This window comes from Microbacterium sp. GW821-FHT01D02 (assembly GCF_059422585.1).
Map to the genome: position 1 here is coordinate 502,265 of NZ_JBWKXB010000002.1, position 21,448 is coordinate 523,712.

Annotated in this window: 22 protein-coding genes; 8 read left to right on the forward strand and 14 right to left on the reverse strand. The window is 70.7% G+C overall.

Annotated features, from left to right (window positions below; translation table 11 throughout):
* Nucleotides 1-7: 7 nt before the first annotated feature.
* From AC07VM_RS11230 to AC07VM_RS11240, 3 genes are read right to left on the reverse strand one after another with little or no spacing between them, the layout of a single operon-like run.
* Nucleotides 8-1,468, reverse strand: a complete 1,461-nt coding sequence (locus AC07VM_RS11230) for an MFS transporter (RefSeq protein WP_494911220.1) — start codon at nt 1,466-1,468, stop codon at nt 8-10.
* Nucleotides 1,469-1,523: 55 nt separating this feature from the next.
* A complete protein-coding gene (locus AC07VM_RS11235; protein ID WP_267417355.1) occupies nt 1,524-2,864 on the reverse strand; it encodes a M20/M25/M40 family metallo-hydrolase in 1,341 nt (446 codons plus the stop codon).
* 33 nt (nt 2,865-2,897) lie between these two features.
* Nucleotides 2,898-3,719 (reverse strand): MerR family transcriptional regulator, encoded by an 822-nt coding sequence (locus AC07VM_RS11240; protein ID WP_267417354.1) that lies wholly within the window; start codon nt 3,717-3,719, stop codon nt 2,898-2,900.
* A gap of 118 nt (nt 3,720-3,837) precedes the next feature.
* On the opposite strand from AC07VM_RS11240, the gene AC07VM_RS11245 reads away from it, so the two are divergent.
* The 4 genes from AC07VM_RS11245 to AC07VM_RS11260 all read left to right on the forward strand — a co-directional run bounded on the left by AC07VM_RS11245 (nt 3,838) and on the right by AC07VM_RS11260 (nt 5,895).
* Nucleotides 3,838-4,584, forward strand: coding sequence for an SDR family oxidoreductase (locus tag AC07VM_RS11245; RefSeq protein WP_267417353.1), 747 nt, complete (start codon nt 3,838-3,840; stop codon nt 4,582-4,584).
* A 106-nt stretch (nt 4,585-4,690) separates the two neighbouring features.
* Nucleotides 4,691-5,038: a hypothetical protein gene (locus tag AC07VM_RS11250; protein WP_494911223.1), complete on the forward strand. Its 348-nt coding sequence runs from the start codon at nt 4,691-4,693 to the stop codon at nt 5,036-5,038.
* A gap of 71 nt (nt 5,039-5,109) precedes the next feature.
* The gene (locus tag AC07VM_RS11255) at nt 5,110-5,376 is read left to right on the forward strand and encodes a glutaredoxin family protein (protein ID WP_494911224.1); all 267 of its coding nucleotides are present in this window, start codon (nt 5,110-5,112) and stop codon (nt 5,374-5,376) included.
* A 105-nt stretch (nt 5,377-5,481) separates the two neighbouring features.
* Nucleotides 5,482-5,895 (forward strand): VOC family protein, encoded by a 414-nt coding sequence (locus tag AC07VM_RS11260; protein WP_267417350.1) that lies wholly within the window; start codon nt 5,482-5,484, stop codon nt 5,893-5,895.
* An 18-nt stretch (nt 5,896-5,913) separates the two neighbouring features.
* Here the strand turns inward: AC07VM_RS11260 and AC07VM_RS11265 are convergent, their stop codons facing one another.
* From AC07VM_RS11265 to AC07VM_RS11300, 8 genes are all read right to left on the reverse strand, one after another.
* Nucleotides 5,914-7,428, reverse strand: a complete 1,515-nt coding sequence (locus AC07VM_RS11265; RefSeq protein WP_494911225.1) for a PucR family transcriptional regulator — start codon at nt 7,426-7,428, stop codon at nt 5,914-5,916.
* Nucleotides 7,425-8,453: an S-methyl thiohydantoin desulfurase domain-containing protein gene (locus AC07VM_RS11270; RefSeq protein ID WP_494911227.1), complete on the reverse strand. Its 1,029-nt coding sequence runs from the start codon at nt 8,451-8,453 to the stop codon at nt 7,425-7,427. The genes AC07VM_RS11265 and AC07VM_RS11270 overlap by 4 nt, the downstream gene beginning before the upstream one ends.
* 10 nt (nt 8,454-8,463) lie before the next feature.
* A complete protein-coding gene (locus tag AC07VM_RS11275; RefSeq protein ID WP_494911229.1) occupies nt 8,464-9,582 on the reverse strand; it encodes an S-methyl thiohydantoin desulfurase family protein in 1,119 nt (372 codons plus the stop codon).
* Entirely contained in the window at nt 9,579-10,679 is a 1,101-nt protein-coding gene (locus AC07VM_RS11280; protein WP_267417346.1) for an S-methyl thiohydantoin desulfurase family protein, read from the reverse strand. The genes AC07VM_RS11275 and AC07VM_RS11280 overlap by 4 nt, the downstream gene beginning before the upstream one ends.
* Nucleotide 10,680: 1 nt before the next feature.
* On the reverse strand, nt 10,681-12,228 hold the full coding sequence (locus AC07VM_RS11285; RefSeq protein ID WP_267417345.1) for a hydantoinase/oxoprolinase family protein: 1,548 nt from the start codon (nt 12,226-12,228) through the stop codon (nt 10,681-10,683).
* A gap of 40 nt (nt 12,229-12,268) precedes the next feature.
* Nucleotides 12,269-13,606, reverse strand: a complete 1,338-nt coding sequence (locus AC07VM_RS11290; RefSeq protein ID WP_267417344.1) for a purine-cytosine permease family protein — start codon at nt 13,604-13,606, stop codon at nt 12,269-12,271.
* A gap of 238 nt (nt 13,607-13,844) precedes the next feature.
* Nucleotides 13,845-15,248, reverse strand: a complete 1,404-nt coding sequence (gene thrC / locus AC07VM_RS11295) for a threonine synthase (RefSeq protein WP_494911230.1) — start codon at nt 15,246-15,248, stop codon at nt 13,845-13,847.
* Nucleotides 15,249-15,337: 89 nt separating this feature from the next.
* Entirely contained in the window at nt 15,338-15,844 is a 507-nt protein-coding gene (locus tag AC07VM_RS11300; protein WP_267417342.1) for a methylated-DNA--[protein]-cysteine S-methyltransferase, read from the reverse strand.
* Between the two features lie 139 nt (nt 15,845-15,983).
* Between AC07VM_RS11300 and AC07VM_RS11305 the strand changes: the two genes are divergently transcribed.
* Nucleotides 15,984-16,808 (forward strand): alpha/beta fold hydrolase, encoded by an 825-nt coding sequence (locus AC07VM_RS11305; RefSeq protein WP_494911232.1) that lies wholly within the window; start codon nt 15,984-15,986, stop codon nt 16,806-16,808.
* Between the two features lie 12 nt (nt 16,809-16,820).
* Here the strand turns inward: AC07VM_RS11305 and erm are convergent, their stop codons facing one another.
* From erm to AC07VM_RS11320, 3 genes are all read right to left on the reverse strand, one after another.
* Nucleotides 16,821-17,585 carry a 23S ribosomal RNA methyltransferase Erm gene (gene erm / locus AC07VM_RS11310; protein WP_494911234.1) on the reverse strand — a complete coding sequence of 255 codons (765 nt, stop codon included), beginning with the start codon at nt 17,583-17,585 and terminating at the stop codon, nt 16,821-16,823.
* Nucleotides 17,586-17,809: 224 nt separating this feature from the next.
* A complete protein-coding gene (locus tag AC07VM_RS11315) occupies nt 17,810-18,412 on the reverse strand; it encodes a response regulator (protein WP_494911236.1) in 603 nt (200 codons plus the stop codon).
* Nucleotides 18,409-19,620: a sensor histidine kinase gene (locus AC07VM_RS11320; protein ID WP_494911238.1), complete on the reverse strand. Its 1,212-nt coding sequence runs from the start codon at nt 19,618-19,620 to the stop codon at nt 18,409-18,411. The genes AC07VM_RS11315 and AC07VM_RS11320 overlap by 4 nt, the downstream gene beginning before the upstream one ends.
* Nucleotides 19,621-19,774: 154 nt before the next feature.
* Here AC07VM_RS11320 and AC07VM_RS11325 point away from each other — a divergent pair, with 154 nt between their 5' ends.
* From AC07VM_RS11325 to AC07VM_RS11335, 3 genes are all read left to right on the forward strand, one after another.
* Nucleotides 19,775-20,317: a small multidrug efflux protein gene (locus AC07VM_RS11325; RefSeq protein ID WP_494911240.1), complete on the forward strand. Its 543-nt coding sequence runs from the start codon at nt 19,775-19,777 to the stop codon at nt 20,315-20,317.
* Nucleotides 20,318-20,381: 64 nt separating this feature from the next.
* Nucleotides 20,382-20,717, forward strand: a complete 336-nt coding sequence (locus AC07VM_RS11330) for an ArsR/SmtB family transcription factor (protein ID WP_267417335.1) — start codon at nt 20,382-20,384, stop codon at nt 20,715-20,717.
* On the forward strand, nt 20,717-21,418 hold the full coding sequence (locus AC07VM_RS11335) for a cation diffusion facilitator family transporter (protein ID WP_494911242.1): 702 nt from the start codon (nt 20,717-20,719) through the stop codon (nt 21,416-21,418). Before AC07VM_RS11330 ends, AC07VM_RS11335 begins: the two co-directional genes overlap by 1 nt.
* Nucleotides 21,419-21,448 lie beyond the last annotated feature (30 nt).

Sequence of the window (21,448 nt, forward strand, 5' to 3'; positions counted from 1 at the left end):
CCGAGGGTCAGACCGCCGGCGCTGCCTCGGTCTCGACGGAGCGGTCGGTGAACGCGGTCTTCGGGACGAACACGAGGATCGCCGCGGCGACGAGCGCGGTCACACCGCAGACGATCCACACCGTGAAGTAGCCGGCGAGCGACCCGGCCGTGCCCTCGGTGGCCCCCGCCGTGCTCGCGACGCCGTGCAGCAGCGCGATGCCGAACACGCACGAGGCGATCGCACCGCCGACGGTCTTCACCGAGTTGGTGAGGCCCGTCGCGACGCCGGTCTGCGTCGCCGGAGCCGCGGAGGCGGCCGCAGCGGGGAGCGCCGCGACCAGCGCTCCGGAGCCGAGCCCCACCACGACCATGTTCGTGATGACCTGCGCGTACGCGTCGTGGAACGGGAGGAAGAGCAGGAACCCGATGCCGACCAGCACCGAGGCGCCCATCAGCGTGACGCGAGGGGTGACCCGACGCGCGACCGTCGGGAACAGGAGTGCTCCCACGATCATGGCGATCAGGTAGACGCCGATGATCAGCGAGGTCTGGAAGCCGGTCGTGCCCAGCCCGTAGCCGTAGACCGAGGGGTCGGTGCGGGCGAACGTCGACAGCGGCGCCTGTGCGCCGAGCACGCTCACGCCGAAGAGTCCCGCGGTGAGGAACACCGGGCCGAGTGCGGGCGAGCGGAACATCCGCACGTCGATCAGCGGGTCCTCGGACCGGAGCTCCCACAGCACGAACGGGATCACGAGCAGCACCCCGAAGACGACGACCGCCCAGGACCAGGGGTTGGTCAGTCCGCCCTCGAGGCGGAGCAGGCTGAGGCCACCCGTGAAGCAGATCAGCGCGAGGGAGATCAGCACCAGGCCGACCGTGTCGAACAGGCCGCCCGTGGGCTCCGGCGACTCCTTCACCCCGAACAGGATCACGAAGAAGCACACCACGATGAGCACGGCGGGCACGAGGAGCACGACCGTGAGCGGGAGGACGTCGATGAGGGCGCCGCCGGCCAGGGCGCCGATGATCGCGCCGCCCTCCAGCGCCGCGACGAGGAGCCCTGCTGCCTTGGCCGTGATCGACGAGCGACCCTCCATGCGCCGCGAGCGCGACCAGATCAGGGCGATCTCGAGCGGAAGCCAGACGACGTAGAAGCCCATCAGCGCCCAGGCGGCGAGGAACACCGCGAAGGAGTCGGTGAACGGCAGGACCAGCGCGGCCGCGGCCGTGACGGCGGTCGAGATCAGCAGCATCCGCTTGTGGCCGACCATGTCGCCGAGCTTCGCGAAGGCCGGGACGACCAGCGCCGACAGCATCAGCTGCGCGCCTTCGAGCCAGTTGACGTCGGCGTCGTGGATCCCGAGGTTGCGGGCGATGTTGGTGAGCATCGGCGTGTAGTAGCCCTGCAGCACACCGCTGGTGAACTCCACGAAGGCGAGGAAGCCGACGACGACGCCGAGGGCGCCCAGGGTGCGGGTGCGCGTCATCGCGTCTCCTGCTTCTGCTTCGGGTCCCCCGGCACATTCCGAGGGGAGGGTGAGATCACCCTAGCCGTTCGAGCAGCGCCCGATGGAATCGCTCCCCGCGCTCCAGGGCGGCGATCTCCACGCTCTCGTCGACGCCGTGGATCGACGCGCGCTGGGCGTTCGACATGTCCAGCGGCGCGAAGCGGTACACGGCGGGCGAGAAGCGGTGGAAGTGCCGCGAATCGGTGGCCGCCATCATCACGTACGGCACGGCGGGGACGCCGGGATGCGAGACCTCGAGCGCCTGGGCCAGCAGGGCGAACGGGGCGTTGTCGGTGGGCGACTCCGGCGACGGCTCGCTGGCCTCGACGACCTCGACCGTCACGAGCGGATCGCGGATGCGCCGACGCACGCGGAACACGGTCTGCTGCGTCGTCTCCCCCAGTGCGATGCGCAGGTTGACCGTGGCGGATGCCTGCGACGGCAGCACGTTCGCCGCCGTGCCGCCGGACTGCATGGTCGGGGCGACGGTCGTGCGCACGAGAGCGGCCGGCTCACCGCCGAGCGCGGCGAAGACCTGCGCGGTCAGCAGGGGCGCGGAGCCGAGCAGCCGCAGCAGGTGGCGCGCCGGTCCCGGCGTCTGCGCGGCCAGCTCCGACAGCATCCGGAGGATCGCCTTCGAGGCGTGGGGACGGAACGTGGTGGGGCCCAGACGATCGACGGCCCTGGCGATGCGCCGGACCGCCGTGAGCGAGGGCGGTGCGGAGGCGTGACCGCCGTCGCCTCGCGTCGACAGCCTGAGCGTCATCACGCCCTTCTCGCCGACGCCGATCATCGCGGCACGGCCCGGGACGAAGGGCAAGGGCGCGTCGACCACGGCACCGCCCTCGTCGACCACCAGCCACGGCACGATGCCGCGTTCGCGCAGGACTCGCGCGATCTCCTCCGCCGCGCGACCGTACGTCTCCTCGTTCCCGCCGAAGGAGAGGTAGACATCGCGGGGCGGGACGAACCCGTCGGCGAGCAGGTTCTCGACCGCTTCGAGGACCACGATCAGCGGGCCTTTGTCGTCCAGTGCGCCACGGCCGTAGACCGAGCCGTCGGCGATCACGCCCGCGAACGGCGGATGCGTCCAGGCGTCGCTCTCGTCGACCGGGACGACGTCGTAGTGCGCCATCAGGACGACGGGTCCCCCCGCGGCGGCACCGCTCCCCGCCCAGTGGAACAGGAGTCCGAAGTCGGTGTGCCGTTCGAGTCGCAGTCTCTCGTGCACCAGCGGGTAGAGCTCGGCGATCAGCGCCACGAACTCCTCGAACGGACCCGAGCCGCGTTCGTCGAGCTCGGCCGAGACCGTCGGGATGCGGATCATCTGCGAAAGCCGCTCGGCGATGCCGGGGCGCACGGTCGATGTGGTCACAGTCGCCATCGTACCGAGCACCCCGTGCCCCGCTCAGGCGTACGGCCAGGCCACGGTCATCCGCGCCGGACGCGTCTCGTCCCACGGGAGCACGTTCCAGACCTCGCGCGGCGGGCCCACCCGCGTCGCTCCCTGTTCGTCGATCCACTCGCAGCCGCGATCGTAGGCGGCGAGGATCGCGGGGAACGCGGTGTCCTCGCCCTCCACGGTGACCTCGACCATGGCTCCGCCGCTCAGCCGCTGGCTGCGGATGCCGGCGGGGGTCTCCGCGATGATGCGGTCGACGGGGAGGCACACCTCGATCGGACCGTCGCTCTCGGGCGTGATCGGGGCGTGGAAGATGCCGAACGGGTCGGCGGAGACGGCGAGGCCGCGCGCGACGGCGAGCGCACTCAGCTCCTCGTACGCCGCTCGCAGCCGCCGGTCGAGCTCGTCCACGAAGGTGGTCACGAGCATGCTCAGCACGGGCTGCTCCGGTCGGACGGTGGAGGTGAGGGACTTCGTGTTCATCGGTGATCCTTCGAAATGGCCGCGCGCCTGGTCGAGGAGCGTGGCGGTCGACGCCGCGGCCGTCCGGACCTGATCCTGGAACGCGTCGAGGGCGGCGAGCGCGGAGCCGTCGGGCATCGCGAGCACCTCCTGGATCGCGTCGAGGCTCATGCCCGCCGTCCGCAGCAGGGAGATGAGCCGTCCCCTGCTCGCCTGCTCGACCCGATAGAAGCGGTACCCGTTGTGCGGGTCGACCGCTTCCGGCACCAGAAGCCCGCGCTTCTCATAGAGGCGCAGGGCCTTCGGCGAGAGCAGCGCGGCTTCGGAGAACGGACCGATGCTGAGGAGGTCGGTGGAGTGGCTCACGCGTTCACGATGCTCTCTGCCCTCGGGACAAGGTCAAGCGGTCGATCCGCTTCTCCGGAATCGTAACGGGATCGCACCCGCGCGCGAGAGGATGGACCGAGACCCCGAGGGAGCGCACATGAGAATCGCTGTGGCAGGAGGCACCGGCGTCGTCGGCCGGCACACCGTCGAGGCTGTCGAGGCCGCGGGCCATGAGGCGGTCGTGCTCAGTCGCTCGCAGGGCGTCGACCTGGTGACCGGCCGCGGTCTGGAGGCCGCCCTGACCGGAGCGGACTCCGTCATCGACGTCGCGAGCATCCAGACACTCAAGGCGAGCACCGCGATCGAGTTCTTCACCGCCGCGACCGGGAACCTCGTCTCGGCGGCCTCGGATGCGGGCGTGCGACACGTCGTGCTGCTGTCGATCGTCGGCATCGATCGCATCCCCTATGACTACTACGCGGGCAAGGTCGCGCAGGAGAAGGTCGTCGAGGCGTCGCGGATGCCCTGGACGATCCTCCGGGCGACGCAGTTCCACGAGTTCGCGGGCCAGATGTTCGAGCGCGCGAAGGTGGGGCCGCTGCATCTCGCTCCGAACGCCCGGACGCAGCCCGTCGCGGCCGCGGAGGTCGGGGCACGACTGGCCGCGCTCGCGGTCGCCGAGCCGCAGGGCCGGGTCCGCGACCTCGCCGGACCGCGCGAGGAGCAGCTCTCGGAGATGATCCGTGCGTTCGCCCGACGGGCCGGCTACCGCGGGTGGGTCCCGGCGCTGAACGTGCCCGGTCCGCAGATGGCGGGGATGAGAGCCGGACACGCGCTCCCGGGTCCGGATGCGGAGCTCGGGCGGCAGACGTTCGCCGACTGGCTCGCGTCGGGCCGGCACTGACGGGTCAGCTCTCCTCCACAGGGCCTGCCCGAACAGTGTTGTCCCCAGGCCCCGCATGGCTGATGTCGGCCTTGGCAGGATGGAATCCTCCGACGAGAATGAGAGCGTGATCACCGTGACCGAGCCGCAGACTTGGACTCTGATCGTCTCCTCCGTGGTCATGATGCTCGGCGTGATCACCCTCGTGTCGACCCTCTTCGTTCGTGTGATCCGCGCGGAGATCGGCGGAGTCCGCGCCCAGTTCGACGGAGTCCGCGCCGGGTTCGACGGAATCAGCGCCCAGTTCGACGGAATCGGCGCTCAGTTCGACGGAATCAGCGCCCAGTTCGACGGAGTCCGCGCCGAGATCGGCGGATTGCGTGCCGAGATGAGCGCGATGAACTCCCGCATCGACGGCCTCGACCGTGACGTGCAGGCTCTCGTGAAGCACACCTTCGGACTGGACCGCGGTTAGCACGGCGGGAACAGCCCGGCACGCTCCGCGGTTGCACCTCGGGAACGCGAGACGATTCCGAGGAGGTGGGCGTGGAGCTGACACTGGTCTCTTCCTCGTTCTGCGGGGCGTGCGCACGGACGCGGGCGGTGCTCGCCGACGCCGCTCGGTTCCTCCCGGATGCCACGATCACCGAGATCGACGTCGCACAGGACCCGGATGCCGCCGAGAAGCTCGACATCGGATTCACGCCGACCGTGATCATCCGCGACTCCGCCGGCTCCGAGGTCTTCCGCGCGACGGGCGTCCCCACCGTTCCGCAGGTCCTCACGGCCGCCGTCAAGGCATTGCCGGCCTGAGCCCGGCCACTCCTGCCCCACCCTCTTGCGGGGGCTCCGCACCCGGCGCAGACTGAGCGTCAGCGGTGCCGGTCGTGACACCTTTCACACACCCCTGGAGTCCTCATGCCTGCTCTCAATCCATACCTCTCGTTCCGCACCGAAGCCCGCCAGGCGATGGAGTTCTATCAGAGCGTCCTCGGCGGCGACCTCGACATCAGCGTCTTCGGGGACTTCCCCGACATGGTGCAGGATCCCAGCCAGAAGGACCTCGTCATGCATGCCCAGCTCAACACCCCGGACGGGCTGGTGCTGATGGGGTCCGACTCCCCCGACGGGATGCCGTATGAGAAGCCGCAGGGTTTCTCGGTGTCGCTGAGCGGCAACACGCAGGACACCACCCGTGCCGTGTGGGACAGGCTGTCCGACGGCGCGACGATCACGATGCCGCTCGACGTGCCGCCGTGGGGCGGGCTCTTCGGCATGCTCATCGACCGGTTCGGCATCCCGTGGATGCTGCACGGCGACCCGGAGGAGTGAGCGGGGTCCGACTCGGGCTCAGCGCGGCTGCACGGCACGACACGCGAGGTGCAGCGCAAGGCGCGCCTCGGGGTCGGTCATGTCGATCCCGAGAAGCTCCTGCACCCGGCGGACCCGCAGGGTCACGGTGTTGCGGTGCAGCCCGAGGGCCGTCGCCGTCGCGGCGATGCCCGACTCGTGGTCGAGATACGCCGAGAGCGTGGTGAGCAGCTCGCCCCCGCCCTCCCGCAACGGAGCGAGAAGGGACTCGGCCGCCGGTACGAACGTGTCGTTGCCGGTCCAGGCGAGCAGCAGCTGCTCCAGCCCGAGGCTGTCGACCCGGACGAACCATCCCGTCGCCGAGCGCGACGCCGCGATGCGCGCCGCGTCTCCCGCCTCATCCAGCGTCGTGGCGAGGCCCTCCGGCCCACCCTGCAGGGAGCCGACGCCGGTCGCGACGGCGAAGTCGCGCAGCACGCCGAGGTGGAGCTCCCGCAGCGACGCGACGGCCCGCTCCACGCGGTCGGGGTCCGGGGCCTCCGGGAAGGTCAGCCATCCGCTCAGTCCTCGACCGGCCGTCGTCGCATGAGCCTCACCGTCGATCGTGCTCAGCCCCGCGCTGACCGACCGCAGCAGGGAGAAGGAGTCGAGCCGTCCCCGCGCCACCATCCGGAACCCGAGGTGATGCCCGCCCGTGCGCCAGCCGCGCTCGATCATCCGGCGCTCGACGTCGGCATCGGCGGCGCCGTGCAGGTCGACGAAGTCGCGCAGCAGACCGGAGGACACCGCCACGTCGTTCACCGCCGCCACCTCGTCGATCAGGATCCGCGCCGCGACGGCGGGCATCGCCACCTCGGCGGCGACCGAGAGCGACTGCAGCTGCGCCTCGCCCAGCCCCCGACCGAAGAGCACCAGACGCAGACCGCTGCGACCGGGGCTGTCCACGCGGACCGAGGCCGCGAACTCCTCGCCCGCACTCGCTCGATCGATCCACGACTCGAAGCCGATCGCCGCGTGCAGGCGCTCGTCGAGGTGCGCTCCCGCTTCCTGGAGCACTCCGGACGAGTCGATCAACGCGACACCGACACCCAGGTTCGCCGCGATGTGCCCGAGCAGGTCGGCGAGATCATCGGCCGCGTACTCGAAGGACTGGGCGACCTTGCGCACCTGACTGAGCGTCAGAGCATCGCGCGCCTCGATCAGCATCCAGCAGGCTTTCGCGAGCTGGATGGGGCGCTCGACGTCGAGCAGGCACAGGCCGATCCGGTCTGCGAGCCGGAAGGCCCCCGCGTCGAACGCCGCGGCGCCGGAGAGCGCGAGGCCCGTGTAGCCGCGGTCGCGCAGCCGGCGCAGCAGAGCGTCCTGCTGCCAGGTCGAGGTCGGTGGTGCGGCCGTGATGATCGCGAGCCGTCCGGCGCCGCTCTCGGTGAGTTCGACTTCTCCCGCGCCGACGGCGACGGCCTCCCAGGCGATGTCCGCGGGGCCGGCGACCCGTCGCAGACCTCCGTTCTCCGCGTGGGCGAGCAGCGCGCTCAGCGGCAGGCCCTCGTTCATGCCGCATCCAGATCGTCGAGACCGTAGGCGGAGGGCAGCACCTTCGCGCGACGGTCGGGGCGGGCGTTCCACCACTCGGGGGCGGGTACGGCGAGCACCGCGACGTTCCGTGCCAGGCGGAGCTCGGTGACCTCGAGGATCTCTCGGGAGATCGCGTCGATGATCACGATGACGGTCGGAGCCGACGCCACGAGCCGTCCGTCGGTGAGCACGGCGAGGGTCTCGGACCGGGTGACCACCCGGTGCACGGCCCCGGCGAGCCCGCTGATCTCCACCGCGTTGACGTGCGGATCGTCCGCGGACGGAGCGATCGAGATGATCCGCCCCTCGGCGAGCAGCTCCGCTCCCAGCGCGTCCGCGAGAAGGGGCAGCGGAGCAGCGGATGAAGAGACGTACGCCCGGCCGAGGTCGAGCGCATGTGCGAGGTGGCCGCCGATCGCATGTTCCCTCAGGTCGCCGACCGTGAAGCCACCGAGCACCGCGCAGCCGACACCGCCGGCCTGGATGATCGCCGAGCGCACGACCCGCTCGGCGTCGATCGCCCGATGCGCCTCGACGAGGGCGACGCCGTCGGCACCCGTGTCACAGGCGAACACCAGCCCGGGGACGCTGTCGACGAAGAGCGACATCTGGTCGAGTCCCGGCACGGCGCGACCCGTGCAGTCCGCATCGACCACGACGTGCGAGCCGGCCAGGGTCAGCGGCGCGAGGCCGTTCATGCCGCCGCCCTCGAGGGAGCAGACGGCGGGAACCGGGTGCCCGATCCACCGCTCGACCGCTTCCAGGAGCCGCGCGAACGGGTCGGCACCCGGCAGCCGCTCCCCCAGCAGCATCGTCGAACCGACGAACGCGACACCGAGGCAGGGGGTGGCCGGGTCGAGCGCCGCGATGGGCGAGACCTCGATCGGCCAGTCCCCGGCGCCCGCGAGCATCAGCTCGAGCATGGTCGTCGACCCGCCTCCGCCGGAGCCGAGCAGCGCATAGCCGCGGGCGAGCGCGGTGAGGTCGTCGCGCTGCAGCATCATGCGCTCCAGCCTAGGGAGAAACGCCCTCACCCGCGGCCAGCTCCTCCACGGGGGTGAACCCCTCCCGCAGCCCGAAGGCCGCGGGGCCGAAGGCGGCGAGCGCGTCGGGCGTGCGCATCATGTCGGGCGTCGAGATGCCGAGCACGCGCACGCGCTGCCCGTAGCGCAGTCCTTCGGTGGTGATCGGCTCGGCGGTCTCGTGGTCGACCACGCAGATGAGGTCGGGCACGATCGCCACCAGGGTGCTCCCCCGGTGCGCGATGAGGTTCTCGTTCTGGAAGGAGATCTCGAACGTGTCGCCCTCCTCGGCCCCCAGCGGTGCGATGACCGCGCGGCCCTTGGCGAAGCCCTCGGTCGTACGCCGCTCGACATCGATGACCTTGCCGACGCAGAGCTCGCGCAGATGCGGGTAGAGCGTCGTCGAGAGGGCGTCGGCGATCGCCTCGAACGGCGACCGGTGCTCCTCGCGGGCAACCCGGATGGCGCGGCCGAGCGCGAGGGCCATCGAGATCGTGCGGGGCACGGCCGTGCGCCGCACGTCGGCTCCGGTCATGGCGTACTCGGCGATGTGCCCCACACCGCCGAGGCGGATCGTGATGCCGCGGGCCAGCCACTCCATCTGCCGGTCGTCGTCGCCCGTGTCGATCACGACCTTCTCGCCGCGCTCTCCCGCGAGGGCGAGGGGCGAGCCGTGCACGCCGTACACGGCGAAGGTCTCCATCGACAGCTCGGGGAACGCCCGCCCCATGCCGTCGGCGTCCACCACCGGGAGCCCGGTCTCGGCTGCGACGATGAGCGGGATCATCGAGTTGATGCCACCGCACTCGATCGGCATCGTCGCATCCGCCGTCCGCCCGAGGTGCTCCTCGAGCGTGCGCAGGGCGAGCGTGGGCTCCGTGCCGGCCGGGATCTTTTCGATCATCACGGTCGGCGCGCCCATCTGGGCCGTCGGGATCACGAACAGGTCATCGGGAAGCTCGTCCGGGTCGAGGATCGTGATGCTCCCCTCCCCCAGCACACGCTCGACGAGCATCTTGCCGATGTAGGGGTCGCCGCCACCCCCGGTGCCGAGCAGCGTCGCGCCGCGGGCGAGGTCGGGCAAGTCGGCGGCGGTGAGCTGCCAGCTCATGCCCCCGCTCCCGCCGTCACGGTTCCGTTCGACACGCTGCCGTCGAAGCGGTGCGCGGGCATGTCGTAGCCGAAGTACCCGGGGCCGACCATCGCGAGGGCGGCCTCGGAGTGCCAGCGCTCGTCGGCCGGTGCCGCGATCACGCGCACCCGCTGCCCGTAGCGCAGACCCTCGGTCGTGATCGGCTCGCCGGACTCCCCGTCGAGGACCATGATCAGGTCGGGTGTCGTCGCGAGGACCGTGCCGTCGGCCTCGGCCACGAGGTGCTCGTTCTGGAATTGCAGGGTGAGGGTGCTTCCGGCGTCTCCGTCGATGCGCGCCCGCCCGCGGGCGAACCCGGTGGTGGTGGCACGGTGCACGTCGACCACCTTGCCGTCGAAGAGCTCACGGCCGCCGAGCAGCTCGACGACGGCGTCGACCGGGTCGGTCTTCTCCTCGCGCGCGGTGGCGATGCGCCGGCCGATCTCGATGCAGCGGGACAGCGAACCCGCGACGAGGGATTCGCGCGCGGCGGTCCCGGACATGGAGAAGCCGGAGATCATCACCGAGCAGCCCATCTCGACGCAGGCCACGCGGGCGATGCGCTCGGTCCACGAGTTGTCGACCGTCTGCAGCACGCCGGTGTTGCCCTTCTCGTCGCTGAACGCGAGGGGCGACGCGGTCACGCCGTACAGGGTCGGGAGCACCATCTGCAGCTCGGGGAACGCGCGCCCCATGCCGTCGGCGTCGACCAGCGGAAGCCCGAGGGCGGCAGCCGCGGCGATCGGGATGGTCGAGTTCACGCCACCCACCTCCGCACACGCGATGTGCGTGATCGGGCGGCCGAGGTGGACGCTGAGCGCCTTGACCGGTTCGATGACCTCGGCGAGACTCGGGAGCTTCTCGACCATGACGGTCGGTGCTCCCATCATCGCCACGAACAGCACGAGCGCGTCGTCGGGGACCTCGTCGAGGCCGACGACCGTGACGTCGCCGGACGTCAGCGCCTGACGCGCGAGGAGCGCACCGATGTACGGGTCTCCTCCGCCGCCGGTGCCGAGCACGGCGGCGCCGCGGGCGAGTCCGTCGATATGCGCGGGGGTGATCGTCCAGCTCATGTCACGCCCCCATGTCGAGGTCGCCGACGGCCTTCACACGGATGCGCGTGGCGTTGCCGGGCAGATACGGGATGGGCACCTCGTCGAAGTCGATGATCGACACGGTCGACGGCTTGGCCCCGGCGGCGATCGCCTTGTCCACGGCCTCGGCACGGACCTCGGCGAGGGTCTCGTCGCGGCGACCGGGCTCGATCGCGTAGACCTTGTCGATCTCGCCGCCGACCTGCGCGATCGAGGCGCCGATGGCGTTCGCGACGGCGTAGTTCTCGGGGCGATGCACGGTGCCGAACAGCGGCAGTTCATCGGGGAGGAGGATGGATCCGCCGCCGACCGCGACAACCGCGATGGGCTCGGGCGAGGTGCGCATGCGGTCGACCGCCTCGGACACGCGCTCGGCGATGCGGGCGAGCACGCGCTCGACGAACGCGGGATCGAGGTGCGCGACCCTGCTGGCATCTCCGACCTGGGCGCGACCGGCAGCGACCGCGATGTCGGTGGCGGTCAGGGTCGAGCCGCCGAAGACCAGAGCCTCCGTCGTCAGCTTGTAGCCGACCGATGCCGGACCGACCTCGGCCGTCTCCTCGTCGACGATGCTTCCGCCGCCGATGCCGAGCGAGAGCACGTCGGGCATCCGGAAGTTGGTGCGGATGCCCGCGACCTTGACCTCGTTCGCCGTCTCGCGCGGGAAGCCGTTGATCAGCAGGCCGATGTCGGCCGTGGTGCCGCCCACGTCGATCACGGCGCAGTCGTCGAGACCGCTGGTGGCCGCGGCCCCACGCATCGAGTTGGTCGGGCCGGAGGCAAAGGTGGCGACCGGGTAGCGGCGCACGTACTCCTCGTCCATCAGCGTGCCGTCGTTCTGGCTGAGGAAGATCGGCGCCTCGATGCCCTGGGCGCGCACGGCCGAGGTGAGCCCGTCGACGATCTCGGACGCGAGCTCGCGCAGCGCGGCGTTGATGATCGTCGCGTTCTCGCGCTCCAGCAGTCCGATGCGCCCGATCTCGTGCGACAGCGAGATCGCGGCATCCGCACCGAGCACCTCGGCGACGATCTCCGCGGCACGCACCTCCAGGTCGTGGTTGACCGGGCTGAACACCGACGAGATCGCGACCGAGCGGATGCCGTGTGCCTTCATGTCCTCGGCGTGCGCCCGGATCTCGTCCGGGTCGAGCGGCGAGATCGGGCGGCCGTCGAACTCGTAGCCGCCGTGCGCGAGATAGCTGCGTGCCTGGGTCGCCTCGACCAGCACCTCCGGCCAGTCGATCAGCGGCGGCAGCGCCCGCGTCGCGGGGAGGCCGAGGCGGAGGGCCGCGACCGGCGCGAGACGGCTCGCCTGCACCAGCGCGTTGATGAAGTGCGTCGTGCCGATCATGACGGCATCGATGTCGGCGCCCTCGAACGCGTGTCCGGCTCGAAGGTCCTCGATCGCCTGGATGATGCCGCTGGTGACGTCCGGGGTGGTCGAGTGCTTCACCCCCGCCAGGGTGCGGGTGCCGTCCATGAGGACTGCGTCGGTGTTGGTGCCGCCGACGTCGATACCGATGTGCATGATTCTCGCTTTCCTGTGGTGAGTGTCTGTCTCGGGTGGCTCAGGCCGCTGCCGCTGCTTCGACGGGAGCCGCCTGCCGCGTCGTCGCGACGCCGACGCCGCGCACCCAGCCGAGCTTGCCCGCGACGATGTAGAGCGCCATCGAGAGGAAGAGGCTGAGCAGCGAGGGGATGCCCCAGGTGACGAAGTAGCCGACGAGGGACGAGACCAGCCACACGATGATGGTCGCCGGGACGATGCGCGGGGCGGTCGCCGGGAGGGTGCCCTCGTCGCGCGTCGCGTCGAGCTCGGGACGCCAGCGGCGCACGATGTAGTACTCGGCGACCATGATGCCGGCGATCGGCGGGAACGCGACGCTCAGCACGATCAGGAACTCGGTGAACTGCCCGAGGATGCCGACCGCGGCGAGCACGGACCCGACGATGCCGAGCACGATCGTCGTGGTCACGCGGTGGAGGTTCTTGCCGAACGCGGTGGAGATGAAGTTCACTAGCCCCAGCGTCGAGGAGTACAGGTTCCAGTCGTTGATCTTCAGGGTGCCGGTCAGCACGATGAACAGGCCGATGAAGCCGACCGAGGAGGTCACGATCGCGACGATGTCGCCCGTGGCGGCGGCGTGGGCCAGCAGCACGCCGGCGAGGCCGATCACGAACTCGCCGAGGGAGACGCCGAGGACGGTCTGCTTAATGACGTCGGCGCGGGAGCGGTTGAAGCGGGTCATGTCGCCCGTGATGATCGCGCCGACGATGAGACCACCGGCCACGATGCCGGTGCCGGCCCAGACGCTCATGGTGGGACCGGGTGCCGGGCCCGTGAGCAGCTCGCCGATGTCGTGGCGGGTGAGCTCGGAGATGACCGACCAGCCGACCAGGATCAGGAACAGCGGCACGGTGATGTTCGCGAGCCACTGCATCCCGACGAAGCCGAACGCCACGATCGCGGTGACCGCGAGGCCGAAGATGAGGCTCCAGGCCCAGACGGGCAGCGCTCCGGGCATGAGCGCGTCGAGCGACTGCGCGGAGATCGCGGACTGGATACCGAACCACCCGATCAGGCTGATGCCGATCGCGAGGCCGACCAGGGAGGCGCCGATCTCGCCGAAGCCTGTCCAGCGGGCGAGGAGGGCGGTGTTGAGGCCCTCGCGCTGACCGATGAAGCCGACCACGCACATGATCACCTCGAGGATGAGCGAGCCGAAGAGGAAGGCGAGGACGGCCTCGCCGAAGGTCATGCTGTATCCGAGGGTCGCGCCGAGGAGGAACTGCGAGAGGGCCGAGACCTGTCCGAATCGCTGCACGGCGATGCCGAACCAGGGTTTGCGGGCCTCGGGAGTCACTCGAGAGAGCGCGAAGTCGTCTGCGTGCGCCGTGCGTGCCATGAGGGTCCTTCGGGAGGAGGAGGGAACGGGTTGTGGGCCACAGTAATCAGGCCCGACCCCTCTCCGACATGTGCATTACGCACCAGCTTCGCATCCGATTGTGCAGTCCGCACTGCCCCTCCTCCGCCACGAGTGATCGCCCGTGCCCGCGGGTATCGAGCCACCCAGGAGACGACGAGACCCACTCGCGTCGATGTCGGCGGGAGTGGGTCTCGGGCGGAGCGGTCTCAGCGCCAGGTCAGTGCAGCGCGTTGGTCTCGATGAAGGCGCGGAGCGCCTGCTCGTCGTCGGCCATCTCCGTCACGTGCTGCGGGGCGTCGAGCATCTCCTGCAGCTCCGGTGCGTAGCCGAGCTCCACACCGATCGCCTCGTGGATCGTCTCCGCGAACTTCTCGGGCTTGGCGGTCTCGAGCACGAGCATGGGGACACCGGGTTCGACGTACTCGCGGGCGACCTTGACGCCGTCGGCCGTGTGCGGGTCGATGACCTCGCCGGTCGTCTCGTACACGGCGCGGATGGTCGCCAGCCGGTCCTCGTGCGTCGAGGTGCCGCTGACGATGCCGAACTCCTCGAGGAAGCGCTCCTGCTCCGCGGAGAAGTCGAAGTGACCCTGCGCCGCGAGGTCGTCCCACGCGCCGACGACGCGGGCGGGGTCGCGGTCGACCAGCTCGAAGATGAACCGCTCGAGGTTCGACGCCTTCGAGATGTCCATCGACGGGCTGGAGGTCGCGAGCGTCTGGGCGGCGCTGCGCGGGCGGTAGACGCCGGTGCGGAAGAACTCGTCCAGCACGTTGTTCTCGTTCGCGGCGAGCACGAGGCGACGGATCGGCAGCCCCATCTGCTTCGCGAAGAAGCCGGAGAGGATGTTGCCGAAGTTGCCCGACGGCACGGTGAACGAGAGCTCGGTCCAGCCCCCGGCATCCGTCGCCCGCAGCCACGCCCAGAAGTAGTAGACGGTCTGCGCCGTGATGCGTGCCAGGTTGATCGAGTTCACGGCCCCCAGGTGCTGAGCGCGCTTGAAGTCGAGGTCGCCGGCGAGCTTCTTGACGAGGTTCTGGCAGTCGTCGAAGACCCCCTCGACCGCGATGTTGTGCACGTTCGCGTCGTCGAGCGAGAACATCTGCGCCCGCTGGAACGCGCTCATGCGCCCCTGCGGCGACAGCATGAACACCGCGACGCGCTCCTTGCCGCGAAGGGCGTGCTCGGCCGCGGAGCCGGTGTCGCCCGAGGTGGCTCCGAGGATGTTGAGCACCGCGTCGTTGCGCTCCAGCGTGTACTCGAGCACCTGGCCGAGGAACTGCATGGCCATGTCCTTGAACGCGAGCGTCGGTCCCTCGGAGAGCCCGACCAGGGTCAGCTCGTCGTCGATCGCCCGCAGCGGCACGACGCCGTCGGGGAAGTCGGCGTAGGCCGCATCCGTCATCTTCGCCAGGTCCGCGCGCGGGATGTCGGTCGCGAACAGGCCGAGTACCTCGGTGGCGAGCTGCGGGTAGGTCAGGGCCCGCCAGCGCTCGAGCGTCTCGCCGTCGACGGTCGGCATGGTCTCGGGCACCGCCAGTCCGCCGTCGGGCGCGAGGCCCTCCAACAGCGTCTCGCTGAACGACTGCGGCTGCATGCCGCCGCGGGTGGAGATGAACTGCACGTTGGCTCCTCGGCTCGGGACTCGGCCCGTCCATTCTCGCAGGGTGTGCGCGTCCGAGATGACGGGATGACGGATGCCGCGGGACGCGCTCAGAACAGCGAGGTCGGCAGCGCGCCCTCGTGCTCCAGGAGCCAGCGCTTGGTCTCGAGCCCGTGCCCCGCGTCGCCGCCGGAGTATCCGCCCAGGCCGTCACCCGCCACGACCCGGTGGCACGGCACGATCAGAGGGACGGGGTTCGCGCCCATGATCGACCCGATCCCCCTGGCGGGCACCTCGGTGCCGCTGCGCGCGGCGAGCCCGCCATAGGTGATCGTCTCGCCATGACCGACCGTCTCCCACAGCGCCGTGAGGACCGCCCGCGTCGCCACGGTCTGCGCACCGAGGTCGACCGGGACGTCGAAGCGACGCAGCGTGCCGGCGAAGTAGGCGCCCAGCTGGGCGAGGGCCTCCGCGAGCAGCGGATCGCCGGCGGGATCGGCCGACAGGGCACTGCCCTCGGGCGGCGTCGATCGCCACGTGACGCGGGTGATCGCCGTGCCGTCGCTGACGACGCCGATGACGCCGACCGGTGTCGCGAGCGTTCCGAAGACGGACATGCGACGAGGCTATCGCCCTCCTCGGACGGACGGATCGCCCGCATCGGCACAGGGGGTGGCGTCGCGGACCGATCCGGGCGAACCTGGAGGTCGGCATCCGGCCCGCGCAGCTCGACGACCACGATGACAAGGAGCACCCATGAGCATCACCACCTCGGCACTCGATCTGCCCGACGTCCGCCTCCACTACGAACTCCGCGGCGACGGACCGCTGATCGTCCTGATCGGCGCTCCCATGGACGCCGACGCCTTCGCGCCGTTCGCGGACGAGCTCGCCGGCGACCACACGGTGCTGACGACCGACCCGCGCGGCATCAAGCGGAGCATCCTGCACGACCCGTCCCAGGGCTCGCCGCTGGAGCGTCGTGCCGCCGACCTCGCGGCGCTCATCGAGCACGTCGACCGGGGACCGGCGATCGTGTTCGGCTCGAGCGGCGGCGCCGTGACCAGCCTGGCTCTCGCGCAGGCACGACCCGACCTGGCGCCCACGGTCATCGCCCACGAGCCGCCGCTCCTCGAACTGCTCCCGGACCACGTCGAGCAGCGCCGCATCACGGATGAGCTCACGACGGCCGCGCTCTCCGGCGACCGGATCGGCGCCTGGCGGCTGTTCTTCGCCCAGGCGAACATCCCGATGCCTGAGGAGGCCCTCGTGCAGTGGTTCGGCGGCGAGGTCGACCCGCAGAGCCAGGCCGACGAGCAGTTCTGGTTCCGGTACGAGCTCCCGGCGAGCGTGCGCTGGGAGCCCGATGTCGACGCGCTGCGCGCACGCGCCGGTCACCTCGTGCTCGGCATCGGTGAGGAGTCGGTGGGTCAGCTGTGCGAGCGCACGACGACGGCCCTCGGCGCGCAGCTCGGCATCGAGCCGACACGATTCCCGGGTGATCACACCGGGTTCGTCGACCACACCGAGGCGTTCGCCGCGCGCGTGCGAGAGGTCCTCGCGGGGCTCGGCGCACACTGACGCCCCGCGACGTCATCCCCGCGAGACCTGATGCCAGAGCGCGGCCCAGTGCTCCGGTCGCAGTTCGCGCGGGAGCCGTCGGTCGGCCGCGCCGGCCGCCCCCACCATCCGACGCGCACGCGGCATCGAGACGCGGGCGGCACCGGCCACGACCGCGGGAAGGCTGCCTCCCCGCCCCGTGAACATCGCACCGACGAACGCCTCGTACGCGCGGCGATCGGAGGCCGGGACGAGCGGTGAACCGCGGCGCGTGATCGCCAGCACACCGCCGTCGACGCTCGGCTGCGGCGAGAATCCCCACGCCGGGACGCGACCTTCGAGGGAGAACTCGAACCAGGGCGCCGACTGCGCGGTCATCATGGTTCCACCGCCGACACCGGCACGCTTGCGCGCCACCTCCCACTGCGTGAGGAGCACGGCATCGCTCCAGCGGCCCTGCGACAGGAGGCGCCGGAGGATCGGGGTCGTCACGTGGAACGGGATGTTCCCGACGACGACCTCGGCGTCGAGCGGATGGCGGGTGGCATCCGCGACGTCGATGCGCACGCCGGGCAGCGCTCGACGCAGCCGGTGCACCCGGTGCTCGTCGATGTCGATCGCGGTGAGGGGTCTGCCGAGCTCCGCCAGTGTGCGGGTCAGGGCGCCGTCACCGCAGCCGAGCTCGAGGATCGGCCCCGAGGTCTGCCGCACGAGCGCGGCGATCCGGGTGAGGGTCGGACGGTGGGTGAGGAAGTTCTGGCCGAGTTCGTGACGGCCGCCATGGATTGAACGAGGCATGAGTGCGCTCCAGAAGAAGAATCGGAGCACCTCGAAGGAGGGGACGACGCGAAGACGCGTCGAAGAGACTGCCCGTCCCGAGGTGCGATGACATCTCGGTGGACGGCGCGCAGATGCGTGCGGAGTGCGAGCGCGCCGTCAGGCGCGGCGGTCGCGGACCACGAGGTTGCGCCCCATCATGGGCGCTGCGCATATCGTTCCCATGCCTGCCAGCATATCGGCAGTCAGATCCAGCCGCGCTCCTCGGCGATGAGCACGGCCTGCTGACGCGTGCCGACCGAGAGCTTCCCGAGGATCACGGAGATGTGGTTGCGCACGGTCCCGGGCGCGAGCGCGAGTGCGCGGGCGATCTGCCCCGTGGTCTCGCCGCGCCGTCCGGCACGCAGCACGTCGAGTTCGCGATCCGTGAGCGGCGAGCGCTCGTCGCTCAGGGCATCGGCCGCGATCTCGGGATCGACGTACCGCGCCCCCGCCGCGACCTTGCGGATGACCGCGGCGACCTCGTCGGCGCCACGGGACTTCGGCAGGAACCCGGCCACCCCGGAGGCCAGTGCTCGACGGAGCACGCCCGGTCGCGCATGACGGGTGACGACCACGCAGCGCGTCGCGATGGCCCTGTTCAGCCTCTCGGCGACCTGCACGCCGTCGAGGCCCGGCATCTCCAGGTCGAGCAGACAGACATCGGGCTGCAGGCGCAGCGCCTCGGCCACGGCCTGCTCGCCGTCCGCGCACTCCGCGATGACCTCGATGTCATCCTCCAGCCGGAGCAAGGCGGCGAGCGCGGACCTGATCATCGCCTCGTCGTCGGCGAGCAGCACCCGGATCATCGGACCCGCCCCGTCTGCTCCGGCACGGTCACCGTGACCGTGAACTCCTCCGCGCCCGGGACCACCTCGAGCGAGCCGTGGGCTTCGTCGATGCGACGTCGGATGCCGTCGAGGCCCGAGCCCGCGGCGCCGACTCCGTCCACGCCGTCACCACCGGCGACGACGTCGTTCGCGATCACGTACCGCCACCCGCCGTCGATCCGGACGAGTTCGAGTCGTGCGCGGTGCCCTCCCCCGTGGCGGAGCACGTTGGTCGTCGTCTCGCGGATGACGGGGCCGAGAGCGGATGCGGGAGCCGCATCGGAATCCGCGGCGATCAGCGCCTCCACGTCGAGACCGGCCGCACGGAGCAGATCGCGGGCGTTGGCGATCTCGTCGCCGAGCGGAACGGACCGGAATTGCAGAGCGAGATCGCGCGTTCCCTGTCGCGCATCGTCCACACTCGCCCGTGCCGCGCGGAGCTGTTCCATGCCGGCCTCTGCATCCTGCGGCATGAGTCTCTCGGCGAGCTCCAGTTGCAGAGCGACGACCTGGAGGTGGTGTCCCTGCAGATCGTGCACGTCGGTCGCCACCCGCAGACGCTCCTGCGTCGCGGCCAGGCGGGCCTCGGAAGCTCTGGCCCTGTCGAGGGCGTTCAGCACATCCCACCACCAGAGCGAGCTGACCGTCATGATCGGGAGGAACACCGTGTACAGGACCGGGACGAGGAGCGGGATCGGGTCGGCGACATCGATGACCGAATCGACGACAGCGAGGCAGCCGAGCACGATCGTCGCCGCGATCACGACCTTGTACCGCACCCCGCGCGGCCAGTTCAGCAGCACGAGCGACTGCACGACGGGCATCAGGCCCAGCTGCCAGCTGCCGGAGGCGAGGCCGGCCGCCGCCCCGTAGGCGACGGCGACAGCGAACGGCACCAGCAGGCGGGCCCAGCGCACGCCCGGTTCGGAGTCGAGCCTGTGCCGGTAGTCGATCAGCAGCGGCACGGTGGCAGCACACCAGAGCAGGCCGCCGAGGCCCACGATCAGCCCGCGATACCCCGGGAGGTCGAGCGCGAAGGTGACGATCCCCCACGCGGCGACCAGCGCCACCTCGAACGCCAGGACCGCCGTCACGGTGTACCACCAGGTGGCCGTCACTCCACGGGACAGCTGTCGCGCCCCCGGACTCGGCTCGACGGGGGCGAGGGGCTGGACGCGGCTGCTCACGTCCCCACGATACGGCCGTGACAGTTGTCATGGATGCCCCGTGCGATCCACCCGGAAAGCGGTGACGGCGCGACACTGCCGCGCCGGGCAGTACTCGAGTGGACTGGAGTCATCGCGGCGGAGACACCGTCCGCACCGACATCCGGGAGCACCCATGAACCTCATCGAGACGTTCCAGAACCTGGTCGCGCAGGTTCCCGAACTCGTGCAGCCGCTCATCGTCGCCCTCGCCGGCGCGATCCCCTTCGTCGAGGGCGAGGGTGCCGTGAGCATCGGCATCATCGGCGGCATCCCGCCGGTGATCGCCTCGATCGCCGCGATCGTGGGCAACTTCCTCTGCGTCCTCGTGGTGGTGCTGGTGAGCTCCGGTGCGCGCCAGGCCGTGGTCAACCGCTCGCGCGCCAGGACGGCGGCCCTCGCCGGCGGCGGCACGGCAGCGGAGCCGACGACCGACGACACGGCTCCGGACCGCGGCACCGCCCGCCGCGAGAAGTTCCAGCGCGCGTTCGAACGCTACGGGGTCCCCGGGGTCAGCCTGCTCGGCCCGCTCCTGCTGCCGACGCAGTTCACCGCGACCATGCTCGCGGCATCCGGTATCGGCAAGGCGCGCATCCTCTTCTGGCAGGCCCTCGCGATCATCGGCTGGACCACGGTCGTCGCCGTCATCGTCGGGAGCGCGGTCTACGCGATCCGCTGACCGATACGCGGAAGAGGCTGAATTCAGACTTTCTTGAATTCAGTCTTTTCTGTACAGTGAAGGCGTGACCACCGCACTCGCCTCGCTCAGCCACACGGCGGCCGTCGCCCGTCTCGGGCACGCGCTCTCCGATCCCACCCGCGCCGGCGTCCTCCTCGCGCTGCGGGAGTCCCCGCGCTACCCCGCCGACCTCGCCGACGCCCTCGGCGTCTCCCGTCAGACCATGTCGAACCACCTCGCCTGCCTCCGCGGATGCGGGCTCGTCGAGAGCGTCGCCGACGGCCGTCGGAGCAGCTATCGACTGGCCGACCGGCACCTCGCCCCGGCCCTCGACATGCTCATGCGGGTCACGCTCATCGTGGAACCCGACTGCTGCTCGGGCGACGGCTGCACCTGCTGATGGCGACCGCGACCGCATCGCGGCGGGACATCCTGCACCGCCGCATCCGCCTCATCGTCGGCGTCACGATCGGCTACAACCTGATCGAGGCGGTCATCGCGATCACCGCCGGCTCCGTCGCGTCGTCCGCAGCACTCGTCGGCTTCGGACTCGACTCCACGATCGAGGTCCTGTCCGCGGCGGCCGTGGCCTGGCAGTTCACCCGCCGCGACCCGGAGCGCTGGGAGAAGCCGACCCTGCGCGTGATCGCCGTCGCGTTCTTCGCCCTCGCGATCTACGTGACCGCCACCTCCCTGACCGCCCTGTTCACGGCGGAGCGCCCGGAGCACAGCACGATCGGCATCGTCCTGACCGCGGTCAGCGTCGCGATCATGCCCTTCCTCTCCTACGCCGAGCGGCGCGCGGGTCGTGAGCTCGGATCGGCCACGGCCGTCGCCGACTCGAAGCAGACCCTGATCTGCACCTACCTGTCGGCCGCGGTCCTGGTCGGGCTGGTCGCCAACTCGCTGCTCGGCTGGTGGTGGGCCGACGCCGTCGCCGGACTGGTCATCGCGGCCTTCGCCGTGCGCGAGGGCATCGAGGCCTGGCGCGGAGACGCCTGCGCGACGTCTGTCGGCATGCTCCTCGAAGACGAGGACGACGAGCACCACGATCACGACCACCACGATCACGACCACCAGCACGACCACCACCGCCGCTGACGCGCGCGGCGCCCGCTCCGCCTAGGTTGG